The sequence below is a fragment of the Puia sp. genome, assembly GCF_035546395.1.
In the GTDB taxonomy this organism is placed as follows: Bacteria; Bacteroidota; Bacteroidia; order Chitinophagales; family Chitinophagaceae; genus Puia.
In genome coordinates this window covers 275018-297101 of sequence record NZ_DASZXR010000006.1, presented here as the reverse complement: position 1 = coordinate 297101, position 22084 = coordinate 275018, and the positions used below count along the sequence as shown (strand labels likewise).

Sequence of the window (22084 nt, the reverse complement as noted above, 5' to 3'; positions counted from 1 at the left end):
AATGTCGTCCTTTTTGCTTTTTGCCTTTGTCATCGGGTACTTCCTGTTGTTGTTGGTGGTGGCCTGGCGCACTTCGCGTCATTCCAACAATGAATCGTTCTTTATCGGCAACCGCAATTCCAACTGGATGCTGGTGGCTTTTGGGATGATCGGGACCAGCCTTTCGGGAGTAACGTTTGTCAGTGTCCCGGGTACGGTGGGGGACTGGTCGGGGGATGTGCACAAGGCATTCGGCTATTTCCAGGTGATCATCGGGTATTGGTTTGGGTACCTGGTGATTGCGTTTGTTTTGTTGCCGCTGTATTACCGGCTGCATTTGACCTCCATTTACAATTATCTGCATACCCGGTTTGGTTCTATTGCGTACCGGACGGGGGCCTTATTCTTCATTATTTCCCGTACGGTGGGAGCCACAGCGAGGCTTTACCTTGTCATCAACGTCCTGCATATCTTTATCCTGAAGGATCTTGGCGTGCCGTTTGGGCTGACCAGTCTGGTCATCCTGCTGATGATCCTGCTTTATACTTTCGAGGGCGGGGTAAAGACCATCGTCTATACGGATACTCTACAGACCACTTTTATGCTGCTCGGGCTTTGTGTCTGTACGGTGTATATCCTCCAGCATCTTCATCTTTCGCTGGGCGGGGCCATGCAGGAGCTGGGGGCTCAGGGGTTCACGCATGTCTTTAACGGCGATGTCAACAGCAGGGGGTTCTGGGGCAAGCAGGTGCTTGGCGGGATGTTCATTGCGATCGCGATGACGGGGCTGGACCAGGAGATGATGCAGAAGAACATCAGCGTCAAGAATGTCCGGGATTCGAAGAAGAATGTCATGACCTTCAGCTTCATCATGGTGCTGGTGAGCTTCCTTTTCCTGTTGCTGGGCGGACTGCTGTACCTGTACTCGTTGAAGCAGGGGGCTGTTTACCGGGGGCATGCCTTCCTCTTGGACGGGCGGAATGTCATCGGGGATGATCTGTTTCCCACGCTGGCGCTGCACTATCTTCCTTCCGCCGTGTCGATCATATTTATCATCGGGCTTATCTCGGCGTTGTTCCCCAGTGCGGATGGTGCGCTTACGGCGCTGACCTCGTCCTTTTGCATCGATCTGCTGGGGTTGAAAGATCGGGCCGATATGAGCGAGGAGCGGAAAAAGCGGGTCCGGATGACCGTGCATATCAGCTTTGCCTTGCTTTTCCTGCTTTGTATCCTTGTATTCAAATGGGTGGATAATAAATCCATCGTCAACACCGTCCTCGAGCTGGCGGGGTACACGTATGGACCGCTGCTGGGACTTTTTGCCTTTGGCATCTTTACGAAGCGTGTCCTGCCGAATACGGGGATAGTTACGGCATTGTGCCTGCTGGCGCCGGTGTGCTGCTATTTCATCAGCCAGTATTCCGGAAAGTGGTTCGGGGGATTCCAGATTGGCCTGGAATTACTGGTCATCAACGGTATTATCACTTTTTTAGGGTTGTGGGCATTGTCGGATAAGGGGTAGAATCCGAGAAGCCGGAAGCCGTATCTTTGTCACTATGGAACTTGTCAACCAATTGGCGCAGACCTATGCGGAGCGTTATTCTTCGCGGCTTGATCCTTTGCTGGAGGAGATCGCGGCATATACGGCGGTAAATCACCCTGAGGCGCATATGCTCAGCGGACCCCTGCAGGGCAAGCTGCTGGAGATGATCAGCCGGATGCTTTGTCCGCGGCGGGTATTGGAGGTAGGTACCTTTATGGGTTATAGTGCCCTTTGCCTTGCCGCGGGGCTTTCCGGGGACGGGCGGCTACATACGATCGAGCTTCGGGATGCCGATGCGGACCGGGCGGCGGGCTATTTCCGGCGATCGGAGGGGGGCGACCGGATAATATTGCACCGTGGAAATGCGTTAGCCATCATCCCAACCCTTCAAGAGGATTGGGATCTCGTTTTTATAGATGCCGATAAGCCGGGGTATATCGATTATTATGAAATGATCCTGCCTCGGGTGAAAAGCGGGGGGATGATCATCGCCGATAACGTGCTTTTTCATGGACAGGTGCTGGAGGAGTCGGTCACGGGGAAGAGCGCGATCGCCATCCAGGCTTTTAATGACCGGGTGGCGGCCGATGACCGGGTGGAAAAGGTGATGCTTACGGTGAGGGATGGGTTGTTTTTAATCCGGAAGAAATAGTTTTTGATGCCAATAAAGAGAATTGTAACGGTGGGATTTTTGTTGATCGCGGTAAAGTGGGCGCCGGCCCAGATGAGTGTCGCCGGGGTTGTCTATGTCAACACCTATAAGTCGCTGGCAATTGCCGAGGAGCAGCGGTCGGGAATCCCGGCTTCGATCACCCTGGCGCAGGGGCTGCATGAGACTATGGCCGGGACGAGCGACCTGGTTAAGGCGTCGAACAATCATTTCGGAATCAAGTGCAAGGACGATTGGAAGGGCCAGGTGGTGTATCATGATGATGACGCCCGGCAGGAATGTTTTCGGAGCTATGCGACGGCGGCTGATTCTTACCGGGACCATTCCGATTTTCTGCGCCGAAGCACGCGGTACGCTTTTCTTTTTCAGCTGCCGCCGACCGATTATGAGGGGTGGGCGTACGGATTGAGGAAGGCGGGCTATGCGACGAATATCAAGTACTCGCAGATATTGATCAAGCTGATCAAAGATTATAACCTGCAGCAATATACGCTGATCGCGATGGGTAAGATGAGGCCTTCGGATGAAGTCGTGCTGACGATGCCGGGGGGAACCGAGGTCACGAAGGTTCCGAACGAGGACGGGCGAGGGACGACGCCCGGCCGAAGTTCTGTGGTGACGCCGGTGACGTCGGATGTGGCTGGGAGTGGGGCGGCTAACGGTGTGGGGGTTGGTTCCGACTCCGGGGCGGGCCTGACCAAACGTGATCCGGCGGCAGGCGCCGGTGGGGTGAGCGGTGCGCCGGATGTGGCTTACCCCGAGGGGGAATTCTCGATCAACCGGACAAGGGTCATCTATGCGCAGGCGGGCACGTCCCTGCTGGCGATCGCCAATCAATACGATATTTCGTTGCCGAAGCTGATGGAGTTCAATGAACTGAAGGAGCAGGACGTATTGGTGAAGGGTCAGCTGATCTTTTTGCAGCGGAAGCGGAAGACCGGGTCGCTCGAGTTCCATGTGGTGCGTGAGGGCGAAACCGTGTATGATATCAGCCAGGCGGAGGGGATCCGGATGGAGGAGTTGATGGAGTTCAACCAGTTGGGGCCCGATTCGAAACTGTCGCCCGGGCAACGGGTTCTTTTGAGCAAACGATAAAATTATTTTCACCTATATGTCCATTATACGGGTTCATGACAAGGAGTTTGGTCCTTACTTGGAAAAGGAGTTGATCGATGAGAAGATCCAGGCGATTGCCGATGGGATGAACAGGGATTATGCGGATAAGCGGCCGTTGTTCATCGCCATACTGAATGGGGCGTTCATGTTTGCTTCCGATCTGTTCAAGAAGATCACGATCGAGGCGGAGATCAGCTTTATCAAGCTGGCGTCGTACAAGGGGACCAAGTCGTCAGGGCAGGTGATCACGGCGATCGGTCTCGACACGGATTTGCATGGTCGGCATGTGGTGATCCTGGAGGACATTGTAGATACGGGGAAGACCCTCAGCGAGTTCCTGCCGCAGCTGGAACACCAGCAGCCGGCGTCCCTGAAGATCGCGGCGCTGTTGCACAAGCCGGAAGCCACTGTATACCCCATCACCGTGGATTATCTCGGCTTTTCGGTGCCGAATAAGTTCCTGCTTGGCTATGGTCTTGATTATGATGGTCTCGGACGCAATATTCCGTCGATTTATCAGTTGGTAGAGTAGGAGGAATGCATTTTTTTGAATATCCCATTGAAACCGGCCATCCTAGCGCTTTTGAGTTCTCTTTTGCTTGGTTCCGTGAATGCCCAGTACTACTTGCGGGGCGAGGTAAAGGATGAGAACAACGGCCCCTTGCCAGATGTCAATATCCGACTGCACTCTAGCGGATATCTTTATCATTCTGGGAGTACGGGGGCGTTTGGGATACCTATCCCGGGGGTAGTCGATACACTGACCCTGACGGCGGAGGGATTTCAGACACTTGTGGTGGCTGTCGATGCCACCAAATATCAAAATCTACATTTGCGGCAGGCTGGGAGGGCGTTGCCATCGGCAGCCCCGAAGAAGAGCCTGCTGTCGTTGACCAAGGATCTGAGGTCCTGGGACCGGAAGAGTTGGACCGTTGCTGCAGAGACCTATAGTAGTTTGATAGAGAACGACTTCATCCCGGCCCGGAAATACCCTGAGACAGGTTTTGCCGTGACAATCGACAAGGCCTCGTACAGCAATGTGCGGCGGTTCCTCAACATGAACAGCACGATCCCGCCGGATGCGGTCCGGATCGAGGAGATGCTCAATTACTTCAATTTCGGGTACACCGATCCGCCGAAGGATAGTTGTTTTGCTTTCCGGTCGAGACTTTCGGATTGTCCCTGGAATCCGGCGAACCGGCTTCTTTTCCTGCAGGTAAGCGCCAGGAAGATCGATCCCACCCGCATTCCCCCGGCCAATCTTGTGTTGCTGATCGATATTTCGGGGTCGATGGACCTGCCGAACAAACTCCCGCTTTTAAAGTCTGCTTTTCGTTTGTTAGTCAATAATTTACGAGACATCGACACCCTGTCGATCGTGACCTATGGCGGGTCGGTGGCCGTTTCGATGGGCCCTACTTCAGGAGCTGAAAAAAAGAAGATCCTGGAGGCTATCGAGGACCTGGCGCCGGGTGGCGCGACCCCCGGCGAGGCGGGTATCCGAGCGGCTTACCGGGTGGCAAAGAGCCAGCTGATCAAGGGGGGAAATAACCGGGTGATCCTGGCTACGGACGGAGATTTCAATGAGGGGGAGACGTCGGAGGAGGAGCTGGAGAAGCTCGTCTCGCAGTATCGGGATTGGGGCGTTTACCTTACCTGTCTGGGGGTTGGGATGGGGAATTACAAGGATTCCAAGCTCGAGGCGCTGGCAAAGAAGGGGAATGGGAATTTTGCTTACCTGGACGACGAACGGGAGGCGGAGAAGGTGTTGGTGCGGGAGTTTACACAGACCGTTTATGCGGTGGCAGACGATGCTCATTTGAACATCGAGTTCAATCCTACGCTGGTGCGGGACTACCGGCTTATCGGGTTCGACAATAAGGAAAAGGTGTTATCGGATACCCTCAGCGAGCTACAAGGTGGAGAGGTGGGGAGCGGACATTCCCTGTTGGCGCTGTTCGAGCTTATCCCTGCCAATCCGGACAGTGCTGTTGTGAGAGACGCCGGCTTCCTGGCTCAGGTGCAGCTGAATTACCGGCTGCCGAGGGACCCGTTGCCGCGGGCCAGCACGTTCGTTTGTGCAAATCAGTCTGTTCCGTTCAAGGATCTGCAGCCCTGCTACCGGTTTGCCTCTTCGATCGCCTTGTTTGGCGGGTTGCTCAAGCGGTCCCGTTTCATCCGCCAGGCCGACTGGAAGGATGCTATCGAGATGGCCGAGCAGTCGAGCGATCCGGGGGACGGCATGCAGCAGGAGTTCATCACCTTAATGGAAAAAGCCCGTAAGATATACGGGCATTATAAGCATCACAAGAAAGATGAAGATTGATCTTCGTGGCGATCTTTTTCGGCGGCTGTCGGGCTAGCTGAACATTTCTCTCACTTTATCGAAGAAGCTTCGTTCGTTCTTATCCGGTTTCGGCTGGAAATTCGGACTATCGCCGAGCTTTTCGAGGATGGCCTTTTCTTCCGGCGTCAGGTGTTGGGGGGTCCAGACGTTGACGTGGATGAGCTGGTCTCCTCGTTCATATGAGTTGACGCCCGGAAATCCTTTGCCTTTGAGGCGGAATATTTTACCGCTTTGGGTGCCGGGTGGGATCTTGATCTTTGCTTTTCCGTCGATGGTTGGGACTTCCGCCTGGATGCCAAATGTGGCATCGGGGAAGGAGAGGTGCAGCTCGTAGGCCACGTTAAGGCCATCGCGGTGCAGTTCCGGGTGTTGTTCTTCTTCGATGAGGATGATCAGGTCGCCGGGGGGGCCGCCTCTTTCGCCGGCATTGCCCCTGCCGCTGACGCTGAGCTGCATGCCTTCCTGTACGCCTGCGGGGATATCGATGCTGACCGTCTCTTCACCGTAAACGCGGCCTTCGCCTTTACAGGCGGGGCATTTTGCGGTGACGATGGAGCCTTCGCCGTTGCAGGTGGGACAGGTGGTGACGGTTTGCATCTGGCCGAGGAAGGTGTTGCTGACCCTGCGTACCTGGCCGCTGCCTCCGCAGGTGGAGCAGGTCTGGACGCTGTTCTTGTCTTTGGCGCCGGAACCGCTGCAGGTTGTGCAGCCGACGTATTTCTTCACCTTTATATTCTTGGAGACGCCTTTGGCAATCTCTTCGTAGTTGAGCTTGATCTTTACGCGCAGGTTGCTGCCTCTTACGCCGCGGGCGCGGCCGCCGCCCCCGCCTCTGCGACCACCGCCGAAGAAGCTGCCGAAGAGGTCATCCCCGAAGATATCCCCGAACTGGCTGAAGATATCATCCATGTTCATGCTGCCTCCGCCGCCAAATCCGCGGCCGTTGCCGGAAAGGCCGGCGTGGCCGTAACGATCGTACTGGCCTCGCTTGTCGGCGTCGCTCAATACTTCGTAGGCTTCGGCGGCTTCCTTGAATTTCTCCTCGGCGGCCTTATCACCAGGGTTGCGATCGGGATGGTACTGCATGGCCACCTTACGGTAGGCTTTTTTGATCTCGTCGGCAGATGCTCCTTTCGCTACCCCCAATACTTCATAGTAATCTCTTTTTGACATATTCTTTGCAGGGATGTTGGGGTTTTATTTACCTACGACGACTTTGGCGAAGCGGATGATCTTGTCGTTGAGGTAGTATCCTTTTTGTACTTCGTCGATGACCTTCCCCCTGAGAGCGGGGTTTTGTACCGGGATCTCGGTGATGGCCTCATGTTTTTCCACGTCGAAGTCCGTATTGATACTTTGCATGGGTTTGAGTCCTTTGCTTTGCAGGACGGAACGCAGTTTGGAAAAGACGAGCTGTACGCCTTCCTTGAGGGGAAGGTCTTCAGTGGACTGCAATTGTTTTTCGGCGCGGTCGCAGTCATCGAGCACATCGAGGAGGGAGATGATGACCTCCTTGCCGGCGGTTTGCCGCAATTCGATATTTTCACGGGCGCTGCGTTTGCGGAAGTTGTCGAACTCCGCAAAGAGACGAAGATACTTGTCCTTTTGTTCCTGTACTTCTTCTTTGAGCCGGTCAATCTCTTCTTCCCGGGCGCCCAGCTCTCCGAGATGGGTCGACCCAGCAATGTTCTCATCGGTATTCAGGTCTTCCAGGTCTTCGCGGCCCTGGTCATCGATATTGATATCCTTCATAGTCATAATTATGCAAATGTACGGTTGTCAATATTCCTGCCAAGCCTGATTTCTAGACAAAATGTCACTAATTCTTTTTGCGTACCTTCGCGCGCATGACAAAGGTATTCCTGAAGAAAAAGATCAGCAGGCGGGTGGAGAATGGTCATCCATGGATATTTGGAAATGAGGTTGCTACGCTGGAGGGGGACAGTGCGGGCGGGACTACGGTAGACGTTTTTACGCATGATAAAAAGTTCATTGGCAGGGGATATATCAATCTCCAGTCCCAGATCGCGGTCCGGCTGCTGACCCGGGACAAGGCAGAGACCATCGACGATGGCTTTTTTTATTCCCGGCTGCAGGAGGCCTGGGAATACCGGCAGCGGCTGGGGTATACGGACAATTGCCGGCTTGTATTTGGGGAGGCCGACTATTTGCCGGCGCTGATCATCGACAAATTTAATGATTATTTTGTCCTTCAGACGCTTGCGTTGGGTATGGACCGGTGGAAGCCGGCGATAGTCGATGGCCTGCAGCGCATCTTCCGGCCAAAGGGTATCTACGAACGGAATGATGTGCCAGTCCGGGAGTTGGAAGGGCTGGCCCAGCAGAAGGGTTTTCTGTCTGCACCGTTCGATACGCAGATCATCATCCAGGAGAATGGGCTGCGACTGCATGTCGATATCGAGAACGGGCAGAAAACGGGCTATTTTCTCGATCAGCATGATAATCGCCGGGAAATCCGGCACATTGTGAAGGGTGCCGATGTTTTTGGGGCTTTTTGCTATACGGGCAGCTTCGAAACGCATGCCGGCTTTTACGGGGCGAAGTCGGTGCTGGGGCTGGACATTTCCGAGAACGCCGTGGCGCAGGCCCGGCGGAACGCCGAGCTGAACGGGCTTGGGGAGGTTTGCCGTTACGAGGCGGTGAATGCCTTTGATGCTTTGAAGCAATGGAGCAAGGAAGGGCGGCAGTACGATGTCGTGATGCTGGACCCGCCTGCCTTTACCAAGAGCAGGGAGACGATCCAGAAAGCGATAACCGGGTACAAGGAGATCAACCTTCGCGGAATAAAGATGGTGAAGAAGGGCGGGTTCCTCGTGACTTCTTCGTGTACCAATCTCGTGCAGCCCGAGCTTTTCCTGGAGACGATCCAACTTGCGGCAAAGGACGCCAGACGGAGGTTGCGGCAAGTGACCTTCCGGGCGCAAGCCGGCGATCACCCCATCATCCACGGATGGGAGAACACGAACTATCTGAAATTTCTGATCGTGCAGGTGTTATGATATCACTGCCTTTAGCGGCCGGTGATGGTTGAATAGAATCGGGTGAAACGGCGGTTCAGGAATGCTGCGATCATGAATGCGATCAGCAACACCGCGGCCAGCGACACCATCAAAAAGAGGAACAGGAACAGGCCGTTGTGCAGATAGTTCCGTGCGCCGAGGCTCAACAGCGGTCGTTGGACGATGGAAAAAAGGAATACGTTGATCGCAAAGAGGAAGAATGAATACCCTTTATATTTGTTAAGGTAGCGGAAGAAATAACTATTCTGATTGGAGTCGAAGATGTTGTAGAGAGTGACGATATAGAGGGTGTAAACGAAAATCTTGATCGGCAGTACGAAGAGTCCGTCGTCTTTGAAAGCGGAAGATTTGAGGCCGACCAGGAGCAGTATGGGAATCAGCAACCAGGTTGCGGTCTTGCTGATGGAGATCTTCGGGAAGGTCATTTCGTGGTAGCCAAAGTATGCGCCGACCAGGTAATATGGCAGAAATCGGGCGGAGAAATAAAGTGAAGTCCAGTCGAACATATAACAGCAGACGACCAAAGCGACGAAGCCGATATAGATGTATTTGTTCTTGAGAAGGTAGTATATGATGATGCTGAGGGGTGCTATGAGCATGAGATTTTGGAGGTACCAGAAATTTTTCAGGGGGGGGTGAATGACGCAGTCGAGAATATTCCGGAAAGAGATTGTTTCTTCGGCGGCATACCAAAAGGTCTGGTTGAAGATGCGCGAGTATAGCTCTTTGATCAGAATGTAGACAAGGAAGAATGAAAAGGCCCAGAAAAGATAGGGGACGACGAGACTAAAGAATCGGGATTTAAGCTTTTGGCCATAGCGAAGGGAGTCGCGTGTCCTGTAAAAGAACAGGTACCCCGATATCATGGCCAGGATGGGTGAAGTAAGATCGATGAAGATGTCAGAGATCCTGTGGTCGTAGGAGACATTGAGGAGAAACAGGTTAAGGCTCCAGTGGTTGATAAGTATGAGATGGATGATGAGGAAGCGAAGTTCATCAATGTGTTGCAAGTTGCGTTTCATTTTCTACGATTTGGGGTGGGTTTAGCAATTTAGCGGCTAACCAAAGGGATTGGATTCCGGCTGGTCAGGAGATGGATTCAAAAAAGGCTATTTTATAACCTGGAAAATGCCTGAGTCGGTAATACGGCCTCCTTCATCTTTCAGTTGAAACGTGTAGATGCCACGGTTAAGGTCAGAAAGATTAACGGTGGTTTTGTCCTGGATATCGGCAACATTTTTCACCATGCGTCCCAGGAAACTATAGATTTGCAGCGTGCAAGGCTTTTCGGCCTTGACCAGTTCGAAGGTGATATAGGAGATTGCGGGATTTGGATAGAATTTTATGACTTTATGGTCAGGCTCGGACAATGGGCCGCGGGCCTGGCTTTTAGCCTGGGTGGAGATCAGTAGAATAATGGATAACATGATGTAAAAAATCCTCATACACAGGTATATTTTACATATGGTGCCAAAATAGTCATATCTTCTCAAAGATACAAATTAGCCCCTGAAAATAATGCAAGAAAATAATCGGCCGAATCAGACCGGTATCGTTCGTAATTCATTGAATTGCAATCAATTGAGATTTTTCAATATCGTCTGGATCGCGGTAAAATCCGGCAGATCCGAGGCGGTTTCGAGCACTTCGGCATAGCGGACGATTCCTTTGGCGTCGATAATGAATGCCGATCTTTTGGAGACTCCTTTCATATCGAGTACGAAAGTATCGTAGAGGGTGCCATACCCGGCGGAGACCTCCTTATTGAAATCGCTGAGGAGCGGGAAATTGAGCTGCTGATCTTCCTTGTACCTGGCGAGGGTGAAAACGGAATCCACGCTTATGCCGAACACCTGGGCGTTGGCCCGATCATAGAGCGCGATGTTGTCGCGCGTGCTGCAGAGTTCTTTGGTGCAGGTGCCGGTGAAGGCCTGCGGGAAGAAGAGAAGCAGGACGGTCTTTCCACGGTAATTGCTGAGGGTCACTTTTTGCTTTTCGGTGTTATAGAGGGTAAAATCGGGCGCTTCCTGGCCCAGTTGGATGGAGGGAAAATTCATGATCGATCTTTTAGGGGGTAAATGTACTGAAAATGCCCTTTCGGCTAAAATCGCGGATCGTGAAATCCGGCAGGAGTCTTTTCGCGGTTGCGATCCAGTAGGCCGATATACGAGAGCGATAGTTCGAACCCACCGCGGCTATTGCTGACAGTGTTGAGCCGGGATACGTTAACGTCGTAGCTGAGGCCGAGATTAAAGGAGTACATCTCGAGTTTGATCACGGGGATGAGGGCGTCATTCCACCTAAGCAGCGTACCGAGGGTAAAGGTATAGGGATAGTTGTCGGGGTCGGGGCCAAGCTTGTACGAATAGAGAACGCCGCCGATGGTCTCCGTCGAGGGGCCCTGACGGGAATAGTCGGCATAGAGCGTAAAATAGGAATAGTCGTTGACACCGATCTTTACGCCGCCGGAGAGCACGATCTTGGGATCCAGTTCGACGGTGGGATTCTTATAGAAAGAGTTCTTTGGCCGGTTGAGATGATGATAGGCAAACCCCACGTACATCGAATTGGCGTTCTCGGCGCCGAAGGCCGTATTGAAGCTGATGCCCAGGCTGCCGTCGAGATAGTGGACGTTCGGGGTAAGTATCGTTTCACCATTTGGCAGGGCCGGGTCATAGGCCGTACCGTTGAACTGGCTGTTGGTGGTCACTTTGGAGAGGTCGAGGGTTTTCTCGACCAGGCCACCCATAAAGCCCAGGGAGAGGAACATGGGTTTGTTGTCGCTTAGGGATTTATGGTAATTGAAGGCCGGCAGGAGTTCCGTCGTGGTCAGGGCGGCGGTGCCGGCTTTATCATAGAGTACCTGGAGGGCAGTGGTGAAGTAATCGTTCCCGTTGCCGACCGGCCATTTCAATTCCGCGTTAAGTGAACCGGTACGGTAGGCATCGGTGAAGCTGTTCCATTGATCGCGAAAGACCGTCTGGACGCGGTAGTCGCCGGTGAAGAGGCCGGCAAGAGCGGGATTGCGGAGAAGCGGCGTTTCATAGAACTGTGAAAAATGGATATCCTGGGCCCGGGCGGCTGTGCCCAGGATCAGGAGGAATATGATGATTATTCTTTGTTGTCTCACGAATTAGTTTTTGTAGTCTGCTATCGCACCAGGGTGACGGAGCCGTGTATCGCCACGACCTGTGCGTTCTCACATATAACTTCCACCATATAGACATAGGCGTCTGCCGGTGCGGGATGACCGTTGAAATTGCCGTCCCAGCCCATGTTCTGGGCGTTAGCCGGGAAATCGCGCCGTTGGAAGACCATCTGTCCCCAGCGATTGAAGATGGTCAGAGATTGAACGTTGTACAGGCTTTTACCGCGGGGATAAAAAACGTCGTTGACTCCGTCTCCGTTCGGTGAGAAGGTGTTCGGCATGAAGATATTGTCGGTGGTGCAGACCGTCTTGATAAAGACACTGTCCATTGCCCGGCAATTGTTGGTATCTGTCACCATGACGATATACTGTGTGCTCAGGATCACGGTTGCCACGGGGTTGGGACAATCAGCGCAGTCGAGATTTGTCGCCGGTGACCAGGTATAGTTGGTCACGTCGCTGCTGTAGGTGAAGGGGATGGTTACCGGGAAGCCCAGGGGTGTGGTGATCTGTTTGGGACCCTTGATCACGGGGACCGGGTTGATCGTGATCTGTTTGCTGGTGGTGTCCGCGCAACCGAAGCTGGTGGAGGCGATGAGGATGACGGCATAATTGCCCGCGTCCATGTGGATGGCCGGATCCTCGGCTTTGGCGGTCTGGCCATTGCCAAAGTTCCAGGTCCAGTTGATGGTGTCCACCTGGGGGGCATCGATGGAGCCGTCGAATTGGACGATCCCTGCGCAGGCCAGGCTACCGAGGGCAATCGAGGGATGGGGCGTCTGGTAGACGTGGATCGTGTCGAGATAGGTTTCCGAGCAGCCGCTGTCCGTCGTCACTTTCAAGGCAACCTGCCAGGGACCGGGCTTATTGAAGTATTTGGAGACGTTGAAGGCGCCGGTGCCGGGTGACTGTGAGGTATCCGGCGAGCCGTCGGCGAAGGAATAGGTTTCGGTGGCCAAGCCGTTATTGGAGATAGTATAGTCGGCGAAGGCGACGATGCTGCTATCGCAGAATTTATGTTTGCTGGCGGTGAAGAAGGGGGTGGAGCCCAGTACGATGATGCTTTTCTGGCCTGGATAGGTAACGATGCAGCCTGTGGCGTCCGTCATCTGGAGTGCGGGCCGGTAGTCATTGGGGTTTCGATAGATATGGAAAGAGGTACTGTCGCCCGATTGGTCACTCGCGCCGTCCCCAAAGGCCAGGAAGAAGCTGGTATAGCCGGGGACTACGATGCTGAAGTTGACGAGCACGGAGTCGCAGCGTTGGAGTGGGCCATAGATCAGCTTTGTGATCGTGGCCGGATTGAGCACGAGTACGCGGCGATTGGCGGAGTCATAGCAGCCGCCGGGGCCAACGGCGTAGAGCGTAGCGGTGAAGGTGTCGATGGTGTTATAAAAATGGGAGGTGACAGGCAGGGTGGAGGTGCTGCCGTCGCCGAAGTTCCAGTACAGCGAATCGTAGAATTGAGAATGGGAGGTGAACTGCACCTGCAGTGGGGTGCAGATGGCCGTTGTGTCGGCGATGTCAAAGGCCGCGACGGGATTTTGGATATTGACGGTTTTGGTGACCTGGTTGTTACAGTTGTTCGTATCGGCGATCTGGAGGGTGACGTTGTAAATGCGTCCGGGAGTGGCATAGCTGTGGGAGCCGAGGTTATCCGAGGGGCTGCCGTCGCCATAGGTCCAGGTCGGTTTCAGGCCAAAGCCGAGGGAGGAATCGATGAAATTTAGGGGTACGCCGGGGCAGTAGAAGCTGTCGGGCACGCCGAAGTTGGCGACCGGGGACGTGATGTGGACGGAGTCGGGGGATGTCCAGTAACCATAGCAGGTGCCGTCGAAATCTTTTAGGGTGACGTGGTAGAAGCCGGTGTCCGTGTATGTGTGGCTGACGGTGGGGGTGCTGACTATTTGGGGGCTGGTGCCATCACCGAAGGTCCAGGTCCAGGAGGTAACTGGCCTGGTTTTGGGGTCGGCGGTCGAGGCATCGGTAAAGACGGTCGCGCCGTTCTTACAGCCGCCGCCGGATGGTGGTGCGTTGAAGCGGGGGGTGGGGCCGACGATGGTTACCGGTGTAGCGGCGCTGGTGACTTTGCAGCCGTAGATGTCGACGGTGGTCAGCGTGGTTGGATAGACTCCATTTGTGTCGATGCCGGTATGATCGCCGGGGTATGAGGTAGTGTCCGTATGGCGGGTGCCGAAGGTCCAGATGTAGGATTTGATGTATTGGTCGGGGGTGACTGCTGCCGGGGTGAGGGTGGTGGTGGATTTGAGATCGAAGGAGACATTCTTGCAGGTGGGGGTGGGATATGGGGCGAGAGAAGGGAACACCTTGGCTAATAAGAGGGTTTTGGTGTAGGTCTGCGTGCAAGCTCCGTCGACGATGGTTAGCTTGATGTCGTAGGGTTGGAGGATTGGGAATGTATATGACGGATTCTGCTGGGAAGACGTGGTGAGGCCGCCAAGGTCCCATGAGAAAGAAGTAGGGTGGTTTACGATGGATGAATCGGTCGAGTTAAAATCGACTGGAGCGACATTGGGATCGCAGGTGACCTTCCAGCCGAAGTTGGGGAAGGGTGGCTTGACAGTGAGGGTATGGTTGGCGCTTAGGGGACAGCCGTGATTGCTCAGGTTGAGGGTGATGCTTGCCAGGTTTTGTGGCCGGCTGTAGGAATGTGTTATCGTGTTGGTCGTTTGGGGGTTGGAAGTGGTGCCATCGCCGAAGTTCCAGGTATAGGTGTATGGACCGACCGGGCTGGCGGTGAGAAGTATTTGATCACGGCCGCACACTGATCCGCCAGTGGTGATATCTGCCAGTGTGGAAGCGTTCTGGATCGTAAACGACGGGGTAGCCGGGCTGGTAACGGGAAGGCCGACGGCGACTGTGCTGGTCGCTGAGGCCGTACAGCCGTCGGCGGTGGTGACGGCGACAATGATGTTATAGTCGCCAATCGCGCTATAGGAAAATGTTGGAGTGGCGGAGTTGGAGCTGGACGGGCTCGCGCCGGGAGCAGTCCACGAGTAGCTGCTGATCGGGGTCACACTCGAAATATGGAGTGTTGGAGTGATATTTTCGGAACTGCCGCCCGATCCGGCCACACAGGTGCCAAGGCTGTTGGCTCCGTTGATGCTGACGGTTGGTGCGGTGATGTTGATATAGCCAGCTTTTGTGAGTACTCCCGAGCAGCTGCCGGAACCGCCGCTGGTCGTCAGTGTCACATTGAAGGCTCCGCTTGTCGCATAGGTGTGAGACGGGTTTTGGCGGGTGTCGGTTTGGCCATCGCCGAAGTCCCATAACCACTGAGTTGGGTTGCCCGGGCTTTTGTCGGTAAACTGTACGGTAAAATTGGGTTGGCAGGCAACCGTGTCGCTGGCCGAAAAGTCCGGAACGGGAGCATTGATCACCGTGATCGGGACGATAGTAGAGTCAATGCATCCGGCGTATCGATTGATAAGCTTTACGTTATAGGTGCCGAGCGTCGAATAAATTTTTGTGGCGGGAGTGGCGCTTCCGGTGGTCCCATCGCCGAAGTCCCAGATGCTGCCCGAGGAGACGGGGGTGGAGGTGTTGGTGAACGTGGCCAGGCTGCCGAGACAGGTGCTGGCCGGGGCCGTGAAGCTTGCGGTGTACTGGGTGAAGCTGATCGTCTTTTGAAGGGTCTGGCTGCAGCCAAGGCTGCTAACCACCTGGAGATTCACGGTATAGTCGCCGGTGTTGGGAAAGATGATGTTCGAGGGGTTGGCAGCGGCAGAGGCGTTCGGATTGGAACCGGCGCCGAAATTCCAGGCATAAGTTAGATTTCCCGGGCCGGCGGTCTGGTTGATGAAATTAACATTGAACGGCGGTGTACAGGCCGGGGACAACTGGTCGTAGGTGAAATTCGGCTGGATACCGTCTACGATACGAATGTAGCGGGAAACGGTGACTGTATTGGAGCAGCCGCCGCTGTTGGCAACGGTTAGGGCGACATTATAGTAGCCTGTTTGGGTGTAGCTGTGGCTGGGATTTTGTGCGGTCGAGGTAGTACCGTCGCCAAAGCTCCAGTTCCAGGAGACGAGATTTCCCTGCCTGGGGGCCGACTGGTCCATGAACTGGATCGTTGTAGGTGCACAAGCTATCTGCAGGTTGGAACCAAATGCGACAGATGGGAAGGGATAGACGGTAATGTAATTATCTTTTCGGACGGCATTGGATCCATCCTTGTTACGGACGATTAGCGTGATCGTATAGTTTCCGGGGCTCGAATAGACAACCACGGGGTTTTGTTGGCTGGAGGTTTGGCCATTGCCGAAATCCCAGCTCCAAAAAATAGGACCGCCGGAAGACTGGTCGGTAAATTGGACGCGGAGGGGACCACAGCCGGCCGTTGGGGTAGCCGAAAAATCGGGGCTGGGACCCTGAGCATAAATTTTCCCTAATCCCAACAGAAAGAAGCAGCCAAGAGCAGCCAAAAGTTTTCGGTTCAACGAAACGCGTTTAGGTAATCGAATAGTGGTCTTTCCAGTCGGATCGCCGACCGCTTTTGTTAGGAATTCAGGATTGCAATCGAAGGGAGGCGGACTACTGTTTTTTCAGCTGCAGGATGTTGGTTGTATGGTTAACGGTGTCGGTGCATTTGGCGGAGACGCTATCGGTATAGCTGTCTTTGATCGTCCAGGTCTCGTTCAGGTACACCAGCGGCGCCACTGCACCAGGGAAACTCGCGGTTATGGTCCGGGCGACAATATTATCCGACCATTGGCCGGAGGTCGAGACACTCCCTTTTGTTCCCGTTACCGTGTTATTAGCGTCAAATTTAAAGAGATAACCCGAGAATGCAGCGGTGATATCGCTATCATTTTGATTATAGCCGCTGACGTACCAATATCCATCTGTCATGATGGATACTGCTTCCTTCTGCGCTTGTTTTTCGACGTATTTTTTGCATGAATAGAAGGACAGGCTAAGGCCGGAAATGATGGTAAACAGCAACGAACGCGTCATAGGCTATTGAATTTATATTCAAAATTTATAAATATTATCGTATTTATCAAGTAAATACCCCAAAAAAAAGCTGATATCGAGGGTTTTTCCGGTCGATCTGAGGCATAATTCCTCGCTGGTATAGCGCCGGCCCCAGCGATGGATGTTCTCACGAAGCCAATGGAGCAAGGGCCTGGTGTCGCCCTGGCCGATGGATGCCTCCAATCCGGCGACCTGGTTCTTTGCAGCTGCGAAGAATTGGGCCGCATAGAAGCTGCCGAGGCTATACGTTGGGAAATAGCCGAAGCTCCCGTGACTCCAGTGGACGTCCTGGAGGCAACCTCGTTTGTCATCCGGTACGGTAACCCCGAGCCAGGCGGCATAATGTTCATTCCACCAGGCGGGAATATCGGTGACGGAGAGGTTTCCTTCGATCAGCTTTTTTTCCAGTTCATAACGGATCATGACATGGAAATGATAGGAGACCTCATCGGCTTCGGTCCGGATGAGGGAGGGTTGCACCTTGTTGATGGCTTTATAGAATGATTCCAGTGAAACGGCCCCCAACTGTTTCGGGAAGACCGACTGCAGCCGGGGATAGACCGTCTGCCACCATTCGTAGCTTCTGCCTATGTTGTTCTCCCAAAGCCTTGACTGGGATTCGTGGATGCCGAGGCTGGCGTACTCCCCCAGGGGCAGGCCGTAATATTCGGCGGGCAGCCCCTGTTCATAGAGGGCGTGGCCCGTCTCATGGATGCAGCTCCATGTCATGTTGCTGAAGTCGTGCTCATCCACGCGAGTCGTAATCCGGACGTCGTGGCTGTTGAAGTTGGTGGTGAATGGATGTTCGGACAGGTCCTGGCGTCCCGCTTCGAAGTCGAATCCCAACTGCCGGATCAGCTCCATACCGAAGTCCCATTGTTGTTGTTTGGGATAATTGCCGCGCAGGAACTGATCGTCGACAGGCCGGCCGCCGGAAATGCGGTCCAGCAGTTGCCTCAGCGGTTGACGAACCTCCGAAAAGACCTTATCCAGCAAGGAGACCGTTGCACCTTTCTCGTATTGATCCAAGAGCGCATTGTAGGGATGTTGCTCATAGCCGGCGAGTTCGGCCTCTTCCTTTTTCAACCGGATCATGTTTTGCAGCTCGGGGCTGAACACCGCAAAGGAATTGGTCGTGCGGGCCTGGAGCCAGGTGTGAAAACAACGGGAACTGGCTTCGCTGAGGCGGCGAACGAAGGCGGGTGTGAACTTTTTCTGTTTATTGTAATCTTCCAGGCTCAAGATAACGTTCCGTCGCTGGTCATCGGTAAGATCATGCCGACCATACAATTCTTCCAGCAGCTGGCCCGATTCGGCTGCGGTGAACCATTCATGTGCGATCTCCGAAAGGGTGGCCAGCTGGCGCGCGCGGAATTCGGCGCCTTTTGGCGGAAGATAGGTCTCCTGATCCCATTGTAATACTGCTGCCGAATACTTTACATCGGCGATCTTTTGCATTCGAGCCGTATATTCGCCGTAGAGCTCCTGAGAGGACTTTGTTAAAACCATTTTAACAATTTAATTTCCGAAATTAATCGCTTGAACCGGGCGGAGCCCGGTTAGTGCACGAGGTCAGAGACCGAAATGCACCGAAATTATGGGTATTGCGGCATAAAATTATATTTTGGCAATTTTTTGTCGCAATTCAAATTGAACGATATGAAAAAAAATTGTTGCCTGTTACTTGCTTTGCCTCTGTTGATCCCCGTGCTGCTGCGAGCGCAGAAGATAGATTCCATGATGAGCATTTATGCCGACCGGTTTCCGCAGGAAAAGGCCTATGTTCATTTTGACAAGAATCTTTATCGCGCAGGAGAGACTATCTGGTTCAAGGCTTATATTTTTTCGGGGGCGGATCCTTCTCTTTACAGCAAGAACTTTTATGCGGAGCTATCCGATGCTTCGGGCGTGATCATCCAGCGGAAGGTGTACCCGATCTCCGAGTCGAGCACGGCAGGTAATTTCGACCTGCCCAAGGACGTCAAGTCCCGGCACCTGCATTTCCGGGGATATACCACCTGGATGACCAATTTCGACACCGCTTTTTATTTTGAGAAAGATATCCGTATCTATGATCCGCGGGACAGTGTTATCACGGTGACCGTGGTTCCCCGGGAGACCCGGTTGCAGTTTTTTCCGGAAGGTGGAGATATTGTGGCGGGAGTGGAGTGTATGGTTGCTTTCAAGGCCGATGACCAGTTCGGTCTGCCCGCGAACGTCAAGGGTTCAATACTGGACAAGACCGGGAAGGAGGTGCTCACGTTCGTATCCGAACATGACGGGATGGGCCGATTTCCGATAACGCCTGATAGGGGCGATTCTCTGACGGCAGTTTGGCGGGATGATAAGGGCATTGAGCATCGTACGGGTTTACCGCGGGTCAGGCCAGCCGGTGTCGTTCTTCGGGCCATCTCCGCCAATCAGAAAGTGTTGTTCTCCGTTGCCCGGAGCGCGGAAGGGGCGCCGGAGCAAAAGCATCTTACGATCATCGCCCATATGCATCAGCACCTGGTCTATAAGGCCCGGATCACGCTGGAAGAGAATTTCATGAGCGGGGGCACAATACCGACCGGCCAGTTGCCCAGCGGCGTGCTGGAGCTGACCATCTTTAATTCGAATATGGTGCCCGTCGCCGAGCGCGTGGTGTTTGTCAATAATCACGAATATCTTGTCCAGCCCAACGTGGGGATGCAGATGAAGAGCGTCGCCCGGCGGGGAAAAAACAGCCTGATGGTCGATGTGGACGATACCCTTCGGGGTAATTTCTCTCTTTCGGTGACGGATGCCACAGCCGATGGCTTGTTCCCGAATGAGGACAATATCGTGTCCCGGTTGCTGCTAACGGGCGAGCTGAAGGGGAAGGTGCATGATCCATATTATTATTTCAACGGTACGTCGGATAGTCTTATGGCGCAGCTGGACCTGGTGATGATGACGCATGGCTGGCGCAGGTTCAAATGGGATGCCCTGGTGCGGGGACAGCTGCCGGTGATCAAGCATCCAGAGCAGGATTACCTTTCGATGCGGGTGGATGTGCTGGGGGTGGATCCTTATAAGATCGCCAAGGATGAATCGCTGAACGTCATTATGAGCAAGAAGGATTCGAGCACGCAGATGTATGCGGTACCGCATATTGCGGGGACCAAATTCGGTCTCACGGGACTTGTCTTTTATGATACGGTAAAGGCCTATTATATGTTCAATGTCAACCATGCGCTTTCCAATCAGGCGGCTGTGACCTTTAATACGGGGCTCGTACCCAGCGTGAGATCGGCAAAACCGTTGTTCACCGCATTCGAGGGCTGGACCGCCGAGGATTCCGCCTATTTGCGGCGCAACAGGTATATCGCGCAGGAGGCGGCCCGGGTGCAGCCGATCGACAATCAGAAAGTGAAGACCCTGGAAACGGTCACCAAGACTGCGAGGGTGAAGACCGAAAAGGAAAAGATGGACGAACGATATGCCTCCGGGTTGTTTTCCGGCGGGGATGCGTACTCCTTCGATCTTGTGAACGACAATCTGGCCACGGCTTATCCGGATATCTTTACCTACCTTCAGGGGAAGGTTGCGGGGCTGCAGATCACGACCGGCCAGGGGCCGGGAGGAACGGCTTCGCTATCCTGGCGGGGAGGCAGACCATCGTTGTACCTGAATGAAATGCAGACCGATGCGCAGCAACTGCAATCAATCCCCGTGACGGATATCGCTTATGTAAAGGTTTTCCGGCCCGGGTCGGGCGTTGGATTTGGAGGTGGCTCCGGCGGGACGATCGCCATCTATACCAAGAAGGGGGGAGACGAGAAGCGGAACGATCCCAATATCAAAGGACTTGACCGCGCAATCCTCATCGGTTATTCGCTGCCGAAGGAGTTCTATTCTCCGAACTATCTCGAGAACAACCCGCGTAACGAAGAGGAGGACCTGCGGACGACCCTGTACTGGAAGCCGTATGTGTTGATGGACAAGGATAACAAGCATGTGAGCGTGGACTTCTTCAATAATGACATCACGAAGAAGTTCCGGGTTGTGCTGGAGGGATTCAACGAGGAGGGAAAATTAGCCCATATCGAACAGATCGTGCAATGAGCACATCCATCGCGGATATCGTTCATTTCCTGGAAGCCCTGGCTCCGCCGGCTTACCAGGAGTCCTATGACAATGCCGGTCTGTTGACAGGCAGCGGGAACTGGGATTGTACGGGGGTGTTGACGACGCTGGATGCTACCGAAGAGGTGGTGATGGAAGCCGTTTCCTGCCGGTGTAACCTGATCGTGGCGCATCACCCGATCATTTTTGGCGGGTTAAAAAAGATCACGGGACGTAATTACGTAGAGCGGACGGTTATCGCGGCGATCAAGCGGGATATCGCGATCTATGCCATTCATACGAACCTGGACAACGTGGTAGCGGGCGGAGTCAATGGCCGGATCGCCCAAAGGTTGGGCATTGTGGGCGGCAAGCCGCTGCTACCAAGGGAGGGGACCTTGCAGAAGCTGTATTGTTTTGTGCCGTCGGACCACCTGGAATCCGTGAGAGCGGCCGTTTTTGCAGCAGGCGCGGGGCATATCGGCGGTTATTCGGAATGCAGCTATTCGGTCGAAGGGACGGGTACATTTACCGCAGGAGTGGGAACCAATCCCTATGTGGGTGAGCCGGGCCGACGACACTATGAAAAGGAAGGGCGGCTTGAGGTGATCGTGCCTACGCATCTTAGCCGGGAGGTGGTCCAGGCGATGATTGCGGCCCATCCCTATGAGGAGGTAGCCTATGACCTTGTACCGCTGGCGAATTCCCACCCCGGGGTAGGATCGGGGCTGATCGGCGAGCTTCCTGCCGAAATGGGAGAAACCGAGTTCCTGGACCGGGTCCGGCGCGAGTTCGAGGTTCCGGTGATCCGGCATACCCGGCTTACAGGCCGCCCGGTGAAAAAGGTAGCTGTTTGTGGGGGTGCGGGAAGTTTCCTGATTTCCAGGGCTTTAGCAGCCGGAGCCAACTTTTACGTCACATCGGATGTTAAATATCATGAGTTTTTTGATGCCAACGATCATTTGGTCGTCGCCGATATAGGGCACTTTGAAAGCGAGCAATTCACTGTGGACCTGCTTTTTGAGGTTTTGCAGGAAAAATTTCGTAATTTTGCGGTCCTTAAATCGGTGGTCAAAACGAACCCGATAAAATACTATTACTGAGCCGCCACGGGCGGCTCGGCTGAAGACCCGACATTAGTGGGTTTAAGCCG

At 54.0% G+C, this 22084-nt stretch carries 17 protein-coding genes; 8 read left to right on the top strand and 9 right to left on the bottom strand.

Annotation, left to right across the window (positions count from 1 at the left end; translation table 11 throughout):
• Position 1 precedes the first annotated feature (1 nt).
• Genes VHE34_RS07595 through VHE34_RS07575 form a run of 5 tightly spaced genes read left to right on the top strand, consistent with a single transcriptional unit; the run spans position 2 to position 5634 of the window.
• Positions 2–1501, top strand: coding sequence for a sodium:solute symporter (locus VHE34_RS07595; RefSeq protein WP_325586336.1), 1500 nt, complete (start codon positions 2–4; stop codon positions 1499–1501).
• Between the two features lie 34 nt (positions 1502–1535).
• Complete coding sequence (locus tag VHE34_RS07590) at positions 1536–2174, top strand: O-methyltransferase (protein WP_325586334.1); 639 nt, start codon at positions 1536–1538, stop codon at positions 2172–2174.
• A 6-nt stretch (positions 2175–2180) separates the two neighbouring features.
• Positions 2181–3287 (top strand): glucosaminidase domain-containing protein, encoded by a 1107-nt coding sequence (locus VHE34_RS07585; protein WP_325586332.1) that lies wholly within the window; start codon positions 2181–2183, stop codon positions 3285–3287.
• 16 nt (positions 3288–3303) lie between these two features.
• The gene (hpt, locus tag VHE34_RS07580) at positions 3304–3840 is read left to right on the top strand and encodes a hypoxanthine phosphoribosyltransferase (protein ID WP_325586330.1); all 537 of its coding nucleotides are present in this window, start codon (positions 3304–3306) and stop codon (positions 3838–3840) included.
• A 51-nt stretch (positions 3841–3891) separates the two neighbouring features.
• Positions 3892–5634, top strand: a complete 1743-nt coding sequence (locus VHE34_RS07575; RefSeq protein ID WP_325586328.1) for a YfbK domain-containing protein — start codon at positions 3892–3894, stop codon at positions 5632–5634.
• A gap of 33 nt (positions 5635–5667) precedes the next feature.
• On the opposite strand, the gene dnaJ is transcribed toward VHE34_RS07575, so the two are convergent.
• Both dnaJ and VHE34_RS07565 read right to left on the bottom strand, forming a co-directional pair.
• Positions 5668–6828, bottom strand: coding sequence for a molecular chaperone DnaJ (dnaJ, locus tag VHE34_RS07570; RefSeq protein WP_325586326.1), 1161 nt, complete (start codon positions 6826–6828; stop codon positions 5668–5670).
• 24 nt (positions 6829–6852) lie between these two features.
• Entirely contained in the window at positions 6853–7407 is a 555-nt protein-coding gene (locus VHE34_RS07565) for a nucleotide exchange factor GrpE (protein WP_325586324.1), read from the bottom strand.
• A 95-nt stretch (positions 7408–7502) separates the two neighbouring features.
• Between VHE34_RS07565 and VHE34_RS07560 the strand changes: the two genes are divergently transcribed.
• On the top strand, positions 7503–8675 hold the full coding sequence (locus VHE34_RS07560; protein ID WP_325586322.1) for a class I SAM-dependent rRNA methyltransferase: 1173 nt from the start codon (positions 7503–7505) through the stop codon (positions 8673–8675).
• 11 nt (positions 8676–8686) lie between these two features.
• On the opposite strand, the gene VHE34_RS07555 is transcribed toward VHE34_RS07560, so the two are convergent.
• The 7 genes from VHE34_RS07555 to VHE34_RS07525 form a co-directional block, all read right to left on the bottom strand.
• A complete protein-coding gene (locus VHE34_RS07555) occupies positions 8687–9718 on the bottom strand; it encodes an acyltransferase family protein (protein ID WP_325586320.1) in 1032 nt (343 codons plus the stop codon).
• Positions 9719–9805: 87 nt separating this feature from the next.
• On the bottom strand, positions 9806–10141 hold the full coding sequence (locus VHE34_RS07550; protein ID WP_325586318.1) for a T9SS type A sorting domain-containing protein: 336 nt from the start codon (positions 10139–10141) through the stop codon (positions 9806–9808).
• Positions 10142–10273: 132 nt separating this feature from the next.
• Positions 10274–10753 carry a redoxin domain-containing protein gene (locus VHE34_RS07545; protein ID WP_325586316.1) on the bottom strand — a complete coding sequence of 160 codons (480 nt, stop codon included), beginning with the start codon at positions 10751–10753 and terminating at the stop codon, positions 10274–10276.
• 44 nt (positions 10754–10797) lie between these two features.
• The gene (locus VHE34_RS07540) at positions 10798–11826 is read right to left on the bottom strand and encodes a PorP/SprF family type IX secretion system membrane protein (RefSeq protein ID WP_325586314.1); all 1029 of its coding nucleotides are present in this window, start codon (positions 11824–11826) and stop codon (positions 10798–10800) included.
• A gap of 20 nt (positions 11827–11846) precedes the next feature.
• Complete coding sequence (locus VHE34_RS07535; RefSeq protein WP_325586312.1) at positions 11847–16307, bottom strand: PKD domain-containing protein; 4461 nt, start codon at positions 16305–16307, stop codon at positions 11847–11849.
• A gap of 94 nt (positions 16308–16401) precedes the next feature.
• Complete coding sequence (locus tag VHE34_RS07530; RefSeq protein WP_325586310.1) at positions 16402–16824, bottom strand: hypothetical protein; 423 nt, start codon at positions 16822–16824, stop codon at positions 16402–16404.
• A gap of 18 nt (positions 16825–16842) precedes the next feature.
• On the bottom strand, positions 16843–18354 hold the full coding sequence (locus VHE34_RS07525; RefSeq protein WP_325586308.1) for a carboxypeptidase M32: 1512 nt from the start codon (positions 18352–18354) through the stop codon (positions 16843–16845).
• 150 nt (positions 18355–18504) lie between these two features.
• On the opposite strand from VHE34_RS07525, the gene VHE34_RS07520 reads away from it, so the two are divergent.
• Positions 18505–20931, top strand: coding sequence for a TonB-dependent receptor plug domain-containing protein (locus VHE34_RS07520; RefSeq protein ID WP_325586306.1), 2427 nt, complete (start codon positions 18505–18507; stop codon positions 20929–20931).
• Positions 20928–22034, top strand: coding sequence for a Nif3-like dinuclear metal center hexameric protein (locus tag VHE34_RS07515; RefSeq protein WP_325586304.1), 1107 nt, complete (start codon positions 20928–20930; stop codon positions 22032–22034). The genes VHE34_RS07520 and VHE34_RS07515 overlap by 4 nt, the downstream gene beginning before the upstream one ends.
• Positions 22035–22084 lie beyond the last annotated feature (50 nt).

Bases quoted from the DNA above. Each gene is read 5' to 3' on its own strand.
- VHE34_RS07595 (WP_325586336.1), top strand. From the start codon at position 2: ATGTCGTCCTTTTTGCTTTTTGCCTTTGTCATCGGGTACTTCCTGTTG.
- VHE34_RS07590 (WP_325586334.1), top strand. From the start codon at position 1,536: ATGGAACTTGTCAACCAATTGGCGCAGACCTATGCGGAGCGTTATTCT.
- VHE34_RS07585 (WP_325586332.1), top strand. From the start codon at position 2,181: ATGCCAATAAAGAGAATTGTAACGGTGGGATTTTTGTTGATCGCGGTA.
- hpt (WP_325586330.1), top strand. From the start codon at position 3,304: ATGTCCATTATACGGGTTCATGACAAGGAGTTTGGTCCTTACTTGGAA.
- dnaJ (WP_325586326.1), bottom strand. From the start codon at position 6,828: ATGTCAAAAAGAGATTACTATGAAGTATTGGGGGTAGCGAAAGGAGCA.
- VHE34_RS07565 (WP_325586324.1), bottom strand. From the start codon at position 7,407: ATGAAGGATATCAATATCGATGACCAGGGCCGCGAAGACCTGGAAGAC.
- VHE34_RS07560 (WP_325586322.1), top strand. From the start codon at position 7,503: ATGACAAAGGTATTCCTGAAGAAAAAGATCAGCAGGCGGGTGGAGAAT.
- VHE34_RS07555 (WP_325586320.1), bottom strand. From the start codon at position 9,718: ATGAAACGCAACTTGCAACACATTGATGAACTTCGCTTCCTCATCATC.
- VHE34_RS07550 (WP_325586318.1), bottom strand. From the start codon at position 10,141: ATGAGGATTTTTTACATCATGTTATCCATTATTCTACTGATCTCCACC.
- VHE34_RS07545 (WP_325586316.1), bottom strand. From the start codon at position 10,753: ATGAATTTTCCCTCCATCCAACTGGGCCAGGAAGCGCCCGATTTTACC.
- VHE34_RS07530 (WP_325586310.1), bottom strand. From the start codon at position 16,824: ATGACGCGTTCGTTGCTGTTTACCATCATTTCCGGCCTTAGCCTGTCC.
- VHE34_RS07525 (WP_325586308.1), bottom strand. From the start codon at position 18,354: ATGGTTTTAACAAAGTCCTCTCAGGAGCTCTACGGCGAATATACGGCT.
- VHE34_RS07520 (WP_325586306.1), top strand. From the start codon at position 18,505: ATGAAAAAAAATTGTTGCCTGTTACTTGCTTTGCCTCTGTTGATCCCC.
- VHE34_RS07515 (WP_325586304.1), top strand. From the start codon at position 20,928: ATGAGCACATCCATCGCGGATATCGTTCATTTCCTGGAAGCCCTGGCT.